Genomic DNA, 14,116 nt, shown 5'->3' on the forward strand with positions numbered 1-14,116 from the left:
CATGAAAGACCCGAAGACACTGCTGCGGGTCAGCATCATTGGCACAACCCTCGTGGCGCTGTGTTGCTTCACCCCTGTTCTGGTCATTTTGCTCGGTGTGGTCGGCTTGTCCGCGCTGACCGGCTATCTGGACTATGTGCTGCTGCCTGCGCTGGCGATTTTCATCGGCTTGACCATCTACGCCATCCAACGAAAACGCCAAGCCGATGCCTGCTGCACCCCGAAATTCAATGGAGTAAAAAAATGACCGAAATCACCGTGAATGGCATGACCTGCACATCCTGCGCCACCCATGTCAAAGATGCTTTGGAAAAGATTCCCGGCGTGAATGCCGCTGTGGTGTCCTATCCAGAAAGCCGCGCGCAAGTCATGGCAGACACCGCCGTGAGCCACAACCAACTGCTGGCCGCCATCGCCGCATTGGGTTATCAAGGCTCGATCCGGGTTGGTGATTTCAAAGATGAACCAAAAATCCGTGATGCACTTGAGGGCGCCGGTTTGCATATCGCCATCATTGGCAGCGGCGGGGCCGCGATGGCGGCGGCGCTGAAGGCCGTCGAGCAAGGCGCGACGGTCACGCTGATCGAACGCGGCACCATCGGCGGCACCTGCGTCAATATCGGCTGTGTGCCGTCCAAGATCATGATCCGCGCTGCCCATATTGCCCATCTGCGCCGGGAAAGTCCGTTCGACGGCGGTATTGCGGCAACTGTGCCTGCGATTGACCGCAGCAAACTGCTGGCCCAGCAGCAGGCCCGTGTCGATGAACTGCGGCACGCCAAATACGAAGGCATCCTGGACGGCAATCCAGCCATCACCGTTTTGCACGGTGAAGCGCGTTTCAAGGACGACCAGAGCCTGGTCGTCCGTTTGAACGAGGGTGGCGAGCGCGAGGTAACGTTCGACCGCTGCCTGGTCGCCACCGGTGCCAGTCCGGCCGTGCCGCCGATTCCGGGCCTGAAAGAGTCACCCTACTGGACTTCCACCGAAGCGCTTGTCAGCGACACCATTCCCGCACGCCTGGCCGTGATCGGTTCGTCGGTGGTGGCGTTGGAACTGGCGCAAGCCTTTGCCCGGCTCGGCAGCCAGGTCACGATCCTGGCACGCAGCACCTTGTTCTTCCGGGAAGACCCGGCCATCGGCGAGGCCGTGACAGCCGCTTTCCGCGCCGAGGGCATCGAGGTGCTGGAGCACACGCAAGCCAGCCAGGTCGCCCATGTGAACGGCGAATTCGTGCTGACCACCGGACACGGTGAATTGCGCGCTGACAAGTTGCTGGTTGCCACCGGTCGGGCACCGAATACGCGCAGCCTCGCGCTGGACGCGGCGGGGGTCACTGTCAATGCGCAAGGGGCCATCGTTATCGACCAAGGCATGCGCACGAGCAACCCGAACATCTACGCGGCCGGCGACTGCACCGACCAGCCGCAGTTCGTCTACGTGGCGGCGGCCGCCGGCACCCGTGCCGCGATCAACATGACCGGCGGCGACGCAGCCCTCAATCTGACCGCGATGCCGGCAGTGGTGTTCACCGACCCGCAAGTCGCCACCGTGGGCTACAGCGAGGCGGAAGCGCACCACGATGGCATCGAGACCGACAGTCGCACGCTGACACTCGACAACGTTCCGCGAGCGCTTGCCAACTTCGACACACGCGGCTTCATCAAGCTGGTCATCGAGGAAGGTAGCGGACGGCTCATCGGCGTGCAGGCGGTGGCCCCGGAAGCGGGCGAACTGATCCAGACGGCGGTGCTCGCCATCCGCAACCGCATGACGGTGCAGGAACTGGCCGACCAGTTGTTCCCCTACCTGACAATGGTCGAGGGGTTGAAGCTTGCGGCGCAGACCTTCAACAAGGACGTGAAGCAGCTTTCCTGCTGCGCTGGATAAAAAAAGGAGGTTTTCAATGAGCGCCTACACCGTGTCCCGGCTGGCCCTTGATGCCGGGGTGAGCGTGCATATCGTGCGCGACTACCTGCTGCGCGGATTGCTGCGTCCGGTGGCGTGCACCCCGGGCGGCTATGGCCTGTTCGATGATGCCGCCTTGCAACGGCTGTGCTTCGTGCGGGCGGCCTTCGAGGCGGGCATCGGCCTGGACGCGCTGGCGCGGCTGTGCCGGGCGCTGGATGCTGCGGACGGCGATGAAGCGGCCGCGCAGCTTGCCGTTCTGCGTCAGTTCGTCGAGCGTCGGCGCGAAGCGTTGGCCGATCTGGAGGTGCAGTTGGCCACCATGCCGACCGAGCCGGCACAGCACGCGGAGAGTCTGCCATGAACAGCCCCGAGCGCTTGCCGTCCGAGACGCACAAACCGATCACCGGCTACCTGTGGGGCGCGCTGGCCGTGCTCACCTGTCCCTGCCATTTGCCGATTCTCGCCATTGTGCTGGCCGGCACGACGGCCGGCGCGTTCATCGGAGAGTACTGGGGTATCGCAGCCCTCACGCTGACCGGTTTGTTCGTCCTGTCTGTGACACGACTGCTGCGGGCCTTCAAAGATCGATCATGAGCGCTTCCCATTGAGACAAACCACGCTGTCGCTACGTTGCCTCATGCCGGCATCAAATTCGGCTGAGTAGCTTCTCGCCATCTGGACGTAGCTCACCCTTGGGTGAAACATGCCGATACAGGGTCTGCCGCGTGACGCCAAGTTCCTGGCACAGGTCGCCGACCTTGGTCTCTGGCTGACCCATTGCCGCCATCGCCAGCCGCAGCTTGGCGGCGGTCATCTTGAACGGCCGGCCGCCTTTCCGCCCGCGCGCGCGGGCCGAGGCTAGGCCGGCAATCGTGCGCTCCGCGATCAACTCGCGCTCGAACTCGGCCAGGGCGGCGAAGATGCCAAAGACCAGCTTGCCGGCGGCGGTCGTGGTGTCGATGGCCGCGCCGTGCCCGGTTAATACCTTCAAGCCGATGCCGCGCCCAGTCAGGTCGTGCACGGTGTTGATGAGATGTCGCAGGTCGCGTCCGAGCCGATCCAGTTTCCACACGACCAGTGTGTCGCCAGTTCGCAACGCCTTCAGGCAGCTCGTCAAGCCGGGCCGATCCTCGCGCATGCCGGATGCCTGGTCCTCGTAAAGATGTACTGGATCGACCCCGGCGGCAATCAGCGCGTCGCGCTGCAAATCGGTAGCCTGGGAGCCGTCCGCCTTCGATACCCGCATGTAGCCTATCAGCATGTCGTACCTGTCACATATACGTTCGATTATGTGACAGTGTGAACCGGAAAATTCTGGCCGTCAAAATTTGTCACTTAACCCGTCATTCTGTCTAAGACATGCAAAGGGTCCAGCAGGCTTGTAATGTGACAGAAATTCCGGGGGGATGCCTTCCTTTGCAAAGGTGGCGCGCAACTGTTCCAGGGAAGCGGGATCGCGCCGACCATAGGAAGCCAACGCGAACAGCGAGCGCGCCGTCTCGGGGTCGTGCCGCGCTTCAATGATCGCCTCACTGATAGCTTGGACCGCCCGTTGCCAGTGATTGACGGGTTCGGGCTTCGGCGCTTTCGCCGGCAGACCACTGGTGAACCCGGTTTGGGGCTCGGACCAGAACAGCTTTGCATGCTCGCCTGGCGGGCTTATATCCCTCACCTCGATCAAGCTGATTGCCGTTGCCGCCGCCTCCAGCATCTGCAACCGTACTGCCGGGTTCAGGGTTTCATACGGTCGCCACAGACTTTGCCCAGCACGCAGCGGATGCCCGCAGCCTTGCCAGACTTGGCGGAGATACCCCGCGTAGGTTCCGCACGCCGAAAGCGGGGTGTTCAGCTCATCGAGCAGCGTGCGTAGCAGTCGAAACCACAATCCAGCATGGATGCGTCGGCGCGGCAGTTCCACATAGCCGGTCGTCAGTGCCTGCCAGGTACGCCGGTCCATGACTGCAATCGCGTCGCTGGCGGTGCACGACGCAGTGTCGGCGTTCTCCCAGCCGAGAAACCGTCCAGGCACGCCCCAATAGGATTCCAGGCAGCAGCCATGCAGCGGGCAGCTCAGCATCAGGGGCAGCTTCCATGCAAGCAGTACGGCTTGGTTTGCCGGGTCATTCAGACAGAGCGGACAGGCGCGATGTAGCGGCTGGCTGGGCAGCCAGGCACGCCAGCTCGTGATGGATCGCGTCCTACGGCAGAGTTTCGGCAGCAGCACCGAGAGCTGGAACGCATAGGTTTCCAATGCGTCTGGAATCTGATCATCAAGGCTGTCCAGTAGCCAAGGCACCCAGCCGGCGAAACTCATGCAACGCAGCCGGTCCGGCTCGATGCCGCTCCGCTGGGAGAGCATCGCCAACAGCGCCAGTGGTGGCGCGGTATCCAGGTCATCAACCTGAGCGTGACCAAGATCGTGCTCCAGCAGCTCGGACACCTCCATGTGATAGCAAAGGGCCACGCGGTTGAGCCACGAAGACAAGGCTTCGCCTTCTCTGGGGGCCGGATGCAGTGGCCAGCGTGGCGCTGGCTTCACATCAGTTCCCGCTCGAATTGCCGCCGCCGCTCGCTGGGACCGGTGTAATCGGCCATGCTCAGCGTGCGATGGTTGATCGCTTCCTCGCCGCTCTCCACGGCGACGATGGCCGCCGCCATCAGCAAGTGCGCCAGTTCGCCGATGGTGCCCTCGCTGCGTGTGAGCAGGTAGCGGGCCATGTCCAGCGTGGCAATCGACGAGGGTCGCCGCAGCGGGAGCGAAGCCGCGAAGCTGGCCAGCAGTGAGCAGCAATCGTCGTTGGCCTCCCACACCGGCAGCATCATCGGCTCGAAGCGGTTTTCCAACTGGTCGTCCGAGCGGATCGCCAAGTAGGCATCGCGTGTGCCGACGCCGACCAGCGGGATGCGCAGTTCGTTGCCGAGGAAACGCAACAGATTGAGGAATTCTCGGCGGTTGATGCTGTTGCCGGCCAGGACGTTGTGCAGTTCGTCGATCACCAACATGTGCACACCGACCTTGCGCAGCAAGGCCAGCGCCAATTGCTCCATTTCCGGCAGCCGTGGGCGCGGCCGCAATGGCGCACCCATCGCCGCGAGCAGCGCGACGTAGAAGCGGATCACCGACGGCTCGGACGGCATCTGCACGACCAGCACCGGGATGTGCTCCTGGTCGGCATCGGAACTGGGCGGATGCGTGCGCCGGAACTTCTCGACGATCATCGACTTGCCGTTGTTGGTCGGGCCGACCAGCAGCAGGTTGGGCATGCGCTGCTTGTTCGGCCACGCATACAAAGTTTCCAGCCGGTTCAGCGCCTCGACTGCACGCGGATAGCCGATCCAGCGGTCGGCGCGAAGGCGATGGATGCGTTCGTCCGCCGGAAGACGGGCCAAGCCCTGCGCCGCCGGCAGCAGGTGTGACAAGTCGATGATGGGATATTCGTCCACTGCTACCACTCCTCAATCTGGTCGAACGGTTTGGCCGGTGGCAGCTTGTCTGCCTGCGGATCAGCAACGTCCGTTTTCGGCGGAATCGGCTTGTCCGGCGGAGGAGATGCCTTGAGGTGCTGGCGTCGATCCGCGTCGCGCCGCGCCTTGCGCGTGGCCTTCTGTGCGGTGGTCACGATCTCGCGCATCTGTCCGATCATGCGGAACAGCGCCGACTCATCCACCTGTTCGCGTCCCTGCTGCCGCAATTTCGTCAGCGCCTGCCGTTGTTCCCAGAGGGTGACAGCCGGGTGCGACAAGGTACGGTAGGGGATTTCCAAGTAATGCTGCCCCTCCGGTTCCAGCACCCAGATACGGCTGATGTCGCGCGGATCGCGCCGGATCAGGAACGTAGACAAGCGGTCGCGCCGAGCTATCCACGGCTTGAGCGCATCGGCGTAGTAGTGAATGTGGTCGATGACGAAGCCGGTGCGGGTCAGCGTGCGGCGGATGATTGGCAGAAAATCGACCAGAAAAGCCGTGGCGCGGGTGACGACGGCCGGTACACCGACACGCGCCACGGCCTCAGCCCAACGCGTGGCCGGCGGTTGGAGCAGGCCGTTGTGCACGGAGCCGTGATAGGTGCCGACCGCCAATGTGAGCCAGCGCTCCAGCTCGCGCAATGTCAGAGCTGCCTTGTTTTCAGAATCGTAGTCCCCGCGCTGGCCGGGATTCGAGAAGGTTGTCCCCGGCAGTTCGTCGTGGATCATCTGCATCGCCGTGCCGATGATCCGTTCCACGATGCCGCCGTAGTGCGGCTGCCCAGGCGGACGATAGTCCAACTGGATGCCATGCTGCTCACAGCCACGGCGCAGGGCCTCGCTCTTGAACTCGGCCGCGTTGTCCAGGTAGAGCAGCCTGGGCTTGCCACTCATCGGCCAGTCCATTTCCACATTCAGTCCTTCCAGCCAGGGACGCTTGTCGCAAGCAACATGCGCGAGGCACAGACCAACCGAAACGGATGACGGCGCTTCCAGCGTGACGACCATGCCGAGAACGCAGCGGGTAAACACGTCGATGGCGATGGTCAGATATGGTCGGCCAATCGGTTGCCGGTCGCGCTCGTCCACCACGATCAGGTCGATGACTGTGTGGTCGATCTGCACCTGCTCCAGCGGTGCGGAGACAGGCGGCGGAACACCACCAACACCTTGCAGGGCGCGGGACGCATCCTGACCTTCTCGAAGGCGAGTGGTCTTGAGTGGATCAAGGCTGGCGATCCGCAACGCCACCGTGTTGCGCGTCGGCACCCGCAGCTTTTGCAGCTTGCACTCCCGCGCAATTTCGCGGTGGAACGCCGCCAAGCTACGCTTCTGCTTGGTCAGGAAGCGCTTTTGCATTAGCTCGCGGATGATTCGTTCGACCGACTCCGGCAAGCGGCTTTTACCTTTGCCTCCGCTCGACTGCCCAAGCGCAAAGTCAGTGACCAGTCCCGAACCTTGCCGGGCGCGGCGGATCGGGACGTAGACCTGCCGCCGGGACAGACCCAATGCTTGGGCTGCCACGTCGGCCGCTTCATGCCCGACCGTCTCCGACTGCGCCAACGGCCCAATGATCTCCGCGCGACGACGCGCACGCTCCCATGCCTGTTCTGGCAGGGTAGCCACGCCGTGCTCGGTAATCGGTGCGGTATCGGTCCCCATGCTCACCTCGCTTTGGTGCACACGAGTATTGAGCATAGACGAGTTTCGTGCAGAGGAGTTCTGATATCTGGCTGTCAAAAGCCATATGCACAACAAGCTTCATACCCAGTTGAATGGTGCAGTCGTCTTCTGAAAATGACAGATTTAGCGCCGGATGGTCTGACGCCAAGTTAGGGTATAGCTCAACCTGACATGTAAAAAGCTCAATCTCCTTCTATCAACTCCCCGAACAGCTCCTTGACCTTTGTTTTCGCATCAGCAAGTGCAGTTCTGCCCTGTTCAGTAATTACATAAACACGCCGTTCACGTCGCCCCGTGCGTTCGTGACGTGAGGTCAGATAGTCTTTTTTTTCCAGGCCGTGCAGCATCGGGTACACCGTGCCGGCACTCATCTCGTAGCCGTGACGGCGTAGCTCTTCGATGATCCCCAGTCCAAAGACGGGTTCCTCGGCTGCATGGTGAAGGATGTGCAGGCGGATCAAACCGCCGTAGAGGTCTTGGTCAGTCATTTTTCGTGCCTCACAGCGCGACACTCAACAGCCACCCCGCTGCACCGCTGCTGACGACAACCAGCCACGGCGGGAGCTTCCAGAACATAAGTGCGACAAGGGCGATTAATGCCAAGCCGAAGTCTTGCGGCTGAAAAATTGCGCTAGTCCATACAGGGTGATAGAGGGCTGCGAGCAGCAGGCCAACTACAGCGGCATTGATCCCGGCCAGCGCGGCTTGGGTGCCCGTATTGCGGCGCAGGCGCTCCCAAAATGGCATTGCCCCGACGACCAGTAAGAACGAGGGTGCGAAGATAGCCAGTAGGCACACAAGGCCACCGATCCAGCCCGACGGGGCCGTGTTCATCGAGGCACCAAGGAACGCGGCGAATGTGAACAAGGGGCCGGGTACCGCTTGAGCTGCCCCGTACCCGGCGAGGAAGGATTCATTGCTCACCCAGCCTGAGGGCACGACTTCGGCTTGCAGCAATGGCAGCACAACGTGACCACCGCCGAACACCAGTGATCCGACACGATAGAAGGAATCCACCATTTCCATGGTTTGACTTGGCATTAGTTTGGCCAACACCGGCAGACCAATCAGCAAGACAAAGAACAGCGAGAGCCAGAACGCGCCCGCCCGATGACTGACCGTGATAGGTAGTGGGCCGTGCTCAATAATTTGCGCTGGCTTGAACAATAACCGGCCTGCGATGCCTGCGATAGCAATTACGCCGACCTGCCCCCATGCGGACGGCACAAGTAAAACGACACAGGTAGCAATTGCCATGATGGTGACTCGCAACCCATCCGTGCATAGGTTGCGCGCCATGCCCCATACCGCTTGAGCGACCACGGCAACAGCAACCACTTTTAATCCATGCAACGCGCCCTGCGAGACGTAATCGCCATAGCTGGAGATGCCGAGCGCGAAAAGGATCAAGGCTATGGCAGACGGCAGCGTGAAGCCAGCCCAAGCAGCCAGCGCCCCGCCGTATCCAGCCCGAGACAGTCCTACCGCTATGCCGACCTGGCTGCTTGCAGGCCCTGGCAAGAACTGACAAAGCGCGACCAAGTCAGCATAGCTCCGTTCAGAGAGCCAGCGCCGCCGTGTGACGAATTCGGCGCGGAAATAGCCCAAATGCGCGATGGGGCCGCCGAAAGAGGTCAATCCAAGTCGCAGAAAAATAAGAAAGACCGACCATGGTCTGCTGTCATTGGGAGGGGGGGTGGTCATGCTTTCGCCTTCATGATTTGCGTCAGGTTGAATCACAATAATCGAAATTCGATAACGAAACCCGCTTATTAAACATAGAAAATGCCTCGATGCGTTCTATGCAGTTAGTTCTAGCTTTGGCTTTAACAAGAGCACGCTTACTTACGCCTTAGAGTGCTTTATTTTCCGTTTTCTGAGCTGCCCTTTTCAGAACCCACTGGCCTAATCATGCCCACAGGTCACGAAACAGGGAGTTGGCTTAAGTGCATTTCCTGTTCCGCTACTCCCCAGACTGGGATTCAGAGCTTAGCGTACGATTTTTTCCGAATTCTGCGGGCTCCCCTACATGCTTTACAACAACAGGTGGCTGATATTCCACTTTGGCGCGACCAGATTCCTGAGCTTTCAGTCAAAGTGATGAAGGATGGACATCAGCAACGATTCCACCTGGTTTTGCGCGGAACGACAGTCAAACCCATTCGGGGTAAACCCGTCACCATCCCGGTTGATGAATTCTTCACACTGCCCGCTGGCAGGCCGCATTACTCGTTTCCGCTCTATGTCGGCGATAAGGGTGACGACTTCGGTTTCTCTGCTCGTCTCGATTCACCCGCCTTCCCATTGGAAAACAAGGTTGACTGCGGGTTGAACCTGACCTTTGAGTACGGCGCGGATGATCCCTATAAACTCGTCTTCACACCGCGCGACAAATCTTTCCCACCCATCCGCGCTACCTGGCGACGCACGGAAGAAATCACCGATGCCCCTGCGCCGGAATATCCGCAGCCAATGACTTGGGCGGAGTTGCAGCGGTTTCCGAAGCAAGACAGTAATAAAACCTCTGATCTGTTGGACTGGGTGGAAAGGGCAATTGAACAGCTTGACCGTGATTTTTACATCCGCCCCAAACAGAGGACGACTGGCACGGTAAACAGAAAGTGGCTGACCGACAAAATAGGCGGGCAGTTTACCTTTGCTACATGTAAATCCACCGATGAGTCTGTATTCATTCATCAGAACAGTTTTGTTCATGAACTGAGCTACGCCGACTTCACTGAGGGGGCAGAAATTTCATTCGAGCTTCAGGAGCGCGATGGGAAATTCTCTGGCTGGAAAGTGGCAGGGCCGAGATACAAAGATGAAGTGCGTCTGAAAAACTTTGACGAAGAATCAGCAAAAAATCTGGTTGCCAGTATACGCAAGAGACTTTACTTTCCTGTCATTCAGGTTTGGCGCGATGGGCGCTCGACTGGAGACCGTGAATGTCCGAAAGGGTTTGCCGACGCAATAAAGGCCAGAGGAGAACACCTCGTTGCCCTGCTGAACGAGAGTGGCATTCCTGAGCAAGTAAAGAATGAAATTCGATTTCTAATGGCCTGTATGCACAAGGATGCGCCTGAAAATTGCGTTCAGTGGATAACCGGGCAGGTTGAGGGTCAGAAAATTCGTGACCTGCGAGCCGTCGGCTTCGCGCTTGGTGATGTTTCGCAGCAATGGCAGAAAGATTTGCTATCCCAGCTCGTTGCGAATCCGTCAAATGACGCGCTCAGTATTTTGGCCTATGCCATCTGGCGAGAGCAGCAGTTTGTTGAGAAATTCAGCCTCGCCAACTTGCAGTCCATTCTGAATGCTCTGAACATCATGCTCAACATCAAGCAATATCCGCCCCGGAAAGACGAGTGGACTGCTCGCAACTGGATTCGCGCCACGACAGAACCGCTTGAACTTCTGCTCGGCCTGCTTCGCACCCGTGCATCATCCACCCCCGAAATCAAGATTCTCCTTCAGCCGCATCAAAAAATCACCAAGGAATTGGCCAAGAAAATCGAGCGAGTGACAGAAATTGTCACACTGTCCAACATCAAGCTCTTCTCCCGTGTGAAAATCAACATCCAGAAACCCTCAGGCGACCGCACCCCCGATCTGCTCTACGCGCTGCGCCTGTACCTCACTGGTGACGATGGTGCGAACGCTATTCACATATCTAGTGTTTCTGATGGAAATACTGATGAGACCATTTAATTTTGATAGATGATTTTCATATCTTGATCTTCATAGGCCGGGAAATTTCATTGAAAATAGATATGGGTTATTTGGAGGCGTAAATTCGAAAACCATTTCTGGTTTGATAAGTAAATAGCCATGTAGCTTCCTCGATTTTCTGGCGCCTGTGACTTCGCAAGTCCAGATGTTCAGGCCACTTGGTTGCTTGCGATGCAATTGCAGTCGCTCGAAGCGCTTCTGCACCCACTGCCAATCCTGCAGGTTCTCCTGTTTGGCCAGTTTGCCTACCTGCGGGTGTTCCTGCGCATAGCGCTGGAACACGCCAGGGCTGACCAGGTAGGCGGTGTCGCTCACGGTATGCACCAGCGCTTTCGCATCGTTGATGATGAGCCGCCGCGTGGCGATGCCATGTTTCAGCCACGCCATGAAGTGCTCGCCGGATGGCTGTGTCGCCGAGGACGTGAAGGCCGGTGACGAAGGCGCAGCGGCGGCCAAGGGCGGCTGGGTCGCATCGGGGAGAGCTGCGGGTACTTCGTCCGGGGCGGTTTCCACATCCTGCTCGGTGGTTGACGAATCCCCCATTCCCACCATCGCCAGCATGTCCGCCATGACGTCGGGGCTGGCCTCGGCCTTGGGTGGAGAGGCCGAGACGATGCCACTACCTTCCGCTGGCGGAGCGTTTTGGTTCTCGGAGGCGGACGCTGCGCCGTCCGCAGAAAGCGTGGCCGCTGCCTCGGCAGCTTCGCCCGCCAGTGCCGCGTCGGTCGTCACCGTCCCGGCAAAGGGCGCTGGTCGCTCACCAGATTCCCAGATCAGCGCGGGTGCCAGCCGTAGCAACGTAAACAAGTGGGTCCAGCCGGTGGAACTGGTCACGGTAGCGCGCCAGATCGCTTTGCCGTCCGGCGTGGGCTGCAACATGCCGTGATCCTGCAGCACGTTGAACACGGCGGTGTTGTTTGCCGGGATACCGTCAACGCCCTGCGACAGCAGGTGCGCGCGCAGCTTGTCGGAAACTGTCTTGCTCACCAGCCAAAGCGCGCCATCGGTGAGCCAGCCATCGGAGGCTTCGGGCTGGTTCAGCTTCAGCTCCTCCTTGAGCAGGTAACGCAGCCCTTCCAGCAGCTTGCGTTGCAGCGCGTGCTTGGGCGCGGCCATGGCGCGTGTGGGGTCGCCGCCCAGTTCCTGGGCCACGGAAGCACGGTCGGCCTGCACCACCAATTCGCCCAGCACGCCAGCGTGCTCGTACTGCCCGGCCAGGACGTAGAGCAGCGGTGCCCACAGCGACGGATAGCAGCTGAGCCAATCCAGGACTTCACGGTCAAGCAGTTGCCGGTAGAGCAAGCCTGTCGCGGCGCTGTGGAGCCGGTACTCGCGATCGTCACGGTAGCGGAAGCGGTATGGTTGACGCAGCGGGCCGTGCCACGGATGCCAGGTATTGCCGTCGGCTAGCTCGACGTGCAGATCGACAGCGATCTTGCCGACGTCGTGCAGTAGCGCGGCATAGGCAACTGCAGCGGTCCAGGCTTCCTCCTGCGCCGCTTGGTCCTCAGGACTGGCGCCAATGGGCAGCAGATGGGACTGCCGCAGCTTCAGGCTGTAGGCGACGATTTCGAGACCGTGGTCGAGCATGCCTCCCGGGTAGGCATGGTGATGCGCCTCGGAGGCCGGGAAGGCCTGGACCAGCTCGGCGTAGCGTTCCAGGGGCGTGCGGTACAGGGTGGCGAATTGCCTGCGCGAGAGCGAGGTTCGCTGCCAGATGTGTTCCAGCAGCTTCTGCCGGCGCGGTGTCGCCAGCAGCGATGCGGCCGATTCCGGTTGCAGCAGCCCTTTCGGGAGATCGGTGACGGGTGCTGGCGACGGAGCGGCAGCGACCGGAGGCCGTTTCCGCTGGAACAGAGAGAGCATGTGGGTGTCCTGGTGGCGGGCAAGCGGGCGGCCTTTTCGCCTTTTCGGGTAGGGCCTTTCCCCTTGCACCCCATTCCCTTGCCATTTCGGCCCTTTACAGCCTTTGGGTATAGGGCGACGGGTGCCGGCCGTCCACCTCCAATACGAGTTGCGGCAGGCCGGATTGATGCAGGAAGGCTGGCTGTTTACGCCTTACGATGGACCGATTCTTGGACTCGGGAGAACGCCGTGAGACCTCAGATTGACAAAGTAAGGGAATTTCCTTACCGTGCGGGTATCGCAATCAGGAGAGCCACCATGCCTGCCATTCACGAAGTTGCCACGCTGACCTCCAAAGGCCAGATCACGCTGCCCAAGTCCATCCGGCAGGCGCTGGGGGTGGATACGGGCGGCAAAGTTGCGTTCGACCTGCGCGGCGGCGAAGTCGTCGTGACCCGCGCTGATGCCGAGCACGAGGACCCTGCCATTGCCGCGTTTCTGACCCTGCTGGCCCGCGACATTGAAGCGGGCCGAAATGTGCGTGGCCTGCCCGAGGATCTGGCTCGCACCATGCTGGAGCACGCTGGGCACAAGGTGGACCTGGGCGATGATTTCGATGAGGACGTGGAGATCTGATGCAACAGCATGGCTGGTCACTGCTGTTCCACGACAACCTGATCGAGCAGATGATGAAGCTGCGCGCGGCCGTGCTGCGCGCCCAAGAGAACGACCCGGAAGGGTTCGGATCGAACGCCAACGTCAAGTTCTTCCGGGCCTTGGTCCAGTTGATGCAAGACGTGGTGCCGAGTGATCCGGCGCGCGACGAATACCGCCAGGGCAACACCATGGGATCGGCCTATCGCCACTGGCGGCGGGCCAAGCTCGGAAGGCGATACCGACTGTTCTTCCGCTACGACTCGAAGGCCAAAGTCATCGTGTACGCCTGGGTCAACGATGAGCAGACTCTGCGGTCTTCGGGAAGCAAATCAGACCCGTATGCCGTGTTCGAGAAGATGCTCGGGCGCGGGAACCCGCCGGACGAATGGAGCGCATTGGTACAGGCAAGCAAGCAGGATTGGAGCAAACTGGAGTAGCGATTTCACATGTAGCAGGTGACGACCATGAGCACGACGACCCGCATCAGCACCGCAGAACGCCTCGGCCGCAGCTTTGGCCGTGGGTGGCGCGCCTATGCGCGTGGCGAACGGCGGGCGTCGAACTGGTTGGTATCCAAGGGCGTGCCGATGGCAGGTGCCACCGTGCTGCTGTGGACGGTCAAGCTGGTTGTGCTGGGATTGCTGTTCTATGCAGTCTTCTGGATGGCGCTGCTACTGGTGTTCGTCATGGTGGTTGCCTGGATGGCGCGCAATGCCGACTTGAACGATGAACTGCCCGAACCAGAATGGCGAAACGGGCCTGCCGGATTCGGCCTGTACACCTACGATGGTTTTCGCATTGACCCTCATGTCCAGGACGATTAGCTGTGC

General features: G+C 60.4%; 15 protein-coding genes. 8 read left to right on the plus strand and 7 right to left on the minus strand.

All coding sequences use genetic code 11. From position 1 onward, the window contains the following. The first annotated feature begins 1 nt into the window (after position 1). From merF to merE, 4 genes are read left to right on the plus strand one after another with little or no spacing between them, the layout of a single operon-like run. Positions 2 to 247, plus strand: coding sequence for a mercury resistance system transport protein MerF (gene merF / locus GYA94_RS06420; protein ID WP_000654684.1), 246 nt, complete (start codon positions 2 to 4; stop codon positions 245 to 247). After that, positions 244 to 1,890 (plus strand): mercury(II) reductase, encoded by a 1,647-nt coding sequence (merA, locus tag GYA94_RS06425; RefSeq protein WP_000136268.1) that lies wholly within the window; start codon positions 244 to 246, stop codon positions 1,888 to 1,890. The genes merF and merA overlap by 4 nt, the downstream gene beginning before the upstream one ends. Positions 1,891 to 1,906: 16 nt before the next feature. Continuing rightward, positions 1,907 to 2,272, plus strand: a complete 366-nt coding sequence (gene merD, locus GYA94_RS06430) for a mercury resistance co-regulator MerD (RefSeq protein WP_003465059.1) — start codon at positions 1,907 to 1,909, stop codon at positions 2,270 to 2,272. Beyond that, complete coding sequence (gene merE / locus GYA94_RS06435) at positions 2,269 to 2,505, plus strand: broad-spectrum mercury transporter MerE (protein ID WP_001087809.1); 237 nt, start codon at positions 2,269 to 2,271, stop codon at positions 2,503 to 2,505. The genes merD and merE overlap by 4 nt, the downstream gene beginning before the upstream one ends. A gap of 52 nt (positions 2,506 to 2,557) precedes the next feature. Here the strand turns inward: merE and GYA94_RS06440 are convergent, their stop codons facing one another. The 6 genes from GYA94_RS06440 to chrA form a co-directional block, all read right to left on the minus strand. After that, positions 2,558 to 3,172, minus strand: a complete 615-nt coding sequence (locus GYA94_RS06440) for a recombinase family protein (protein WP_000904941.1) — start codon at positions 3,170 to 3,172, stop codon at positions 2,558 to 2,560. A gap of 60 nt (positions 3,173 to 3,232) precedes the next feature. After that, on the minus strand, positions 3,233 to 4,426 hold the full coding sequence (locus GYA94_RS06445; RefSeq protein WP_277355649.1) for a TniQ family protein: 1,194 nt from the start codon (positions 4,424 to 4,426) through the stop codon (positions 3,233 to 3,235). A 20-nt stretch (positions 4,427 to 4,446) separates the two neighbouring features. Beyond that, complete coding sequence (locus GYA94_RS06450; RefSeq protein ID WP_126221090.1) at positions 4,447 to 5,355, minus strand: TniB family NTP-binding protein; 909 nt, start codon at positions 5,353 to 5,355, stop codon at positions 4,447 to 4,449. 2 nt (positions 5,356 to 5,357) lie between these two features. Beyond that, positions 5,358 to 7,073: a TnsB C-terminal domain-containing protein gene (locus GYA94_RS06455; protein ID WP_161891985.1), complete on the minus strand. Its 1,716-nt coding sequence runs from the start codon at positions 7,071 to 7,073 to the stop codon at positions 5,358 to 5,360. Positions 7,074 to 7,240: 167 nt separating this feature from the next. Next, positions 7,241 to 7,546, minus strand: a complete 306-nt coding sequence (locus tag GYA94_RS06460) for a PadR family transcriptional regulator (protein WP_038612200.1) — start codon at positions 7,544 to 7,546, stop codon at positions 7,241 to 7,243. A 10-nt stretch (positions 7,547 to 7,556) separates the two neighbouring features. Then, positions 7,557 to 8,762, minus strand: coding sequence for a chromate efflux transporter (gene chrA, locus GYA94_RS06465; protein ID WP_032495638.1), 1,206 nt, complete (start codon positions 8,760 to 8,762; stop codon positions 7,557 to 7,559). 342 nt (positions 8,763 to 9,104) lie between these two features. Here chrA and GYA94_RS06470 point away from each other — a divergent pair, with 342 nt between their 5' ends. Further along, entirely contained in the window at positions 9,105 to 10,763 is a 1,659-nt protein-coding gene (locus GYA94_RS06470) for a S1 domain-containing protein (RefSeq protein WP_255326901.1), read from the plus strand. A 30-nt stretch (positions 10,764 to 10,793) separates the two neighbouring features. On the opposite strand, the gene mobH is transcribed toward GYA94_RS06470, so the two are convergent. After that, positions 10,794 to 12,650 carry a MobH family relaxase gene (gene mobH / locus GYA94_RS06475; protein WP_161891986.1) on the minus strand — a complete coding sequence of 619 codons (1,857 nt, stop codon included), beginning with the start codon at positions 12,648 to 12,650 and terminating at the stop codon, positions 10,794 to 10,796. A gap of 297 nt (positions 12,651 to 12,947) precedes the next feature. On the opposite strand from mobH, the gene GYA94_RS06480 reads away from it, so the two are divergent. Genes GYA94_RS06480 through GYA94_RS06490 form a run of 3 tightly spaced genes read left to right on the plus strand, consistent with a single transcriptional unit; the run spans position 12,948 to position 14,110 of the window. Further along, the gene (locus tag GYA94_RS06480; RefSeq protein WP_008265574.1) at positions 12,948 to 13,265 is read left to right on the plus strand and encodes a type II toxin-antitoxin system PrlF family antitoxin; all 318 of its coding nucleotides are present in this window, start codon (positions 12,948 to 12,950) and stop codon (positions 13,263 to 13,265) included. Next, positions 13,265 to 13,723 (plus strand): type II toxin-antitoxin system YhaV family toxin, encoded by a 459-nt coding sequence (locus tag GYA94_RS06485; RefSeq protein WP_012205993.1) that lies wholly within the window; start codon positions 13,265 to 13,267, stop codon positions 13,721 to 13,723. Before GYA94_RS06480 ends, GYA94_RS06485 begins: the two co-directional genes overlap by 1 nt. Before the next feature lie 27 nt (positions 13,724 to 13,750). After that, a complete protein-coding gene (locus tag GYA94_RS06490) occupies positions 13,751 to 14,110 on the plus strand; it encodes a DUF3742 family protein (protein ID WP_008264713.1) in 360 nt (119 codons plus the stop codon). The last annotated feature ends 6 nt before the right edge of the window (positions 14,111 to 14,116 follow it).

Origin of the sequence: Pseudomonas juntendi (assembly GCF_009932375.1) — a bacterium.
Taxonomy (GTDB): domain Bacteria; phylum Pseudomonadota; class Gammaproteobacteria; order Pseudomonadales; family Pseudomonadaceae; genus Aquipseudomonas; species Aquipseudomonas juntendi.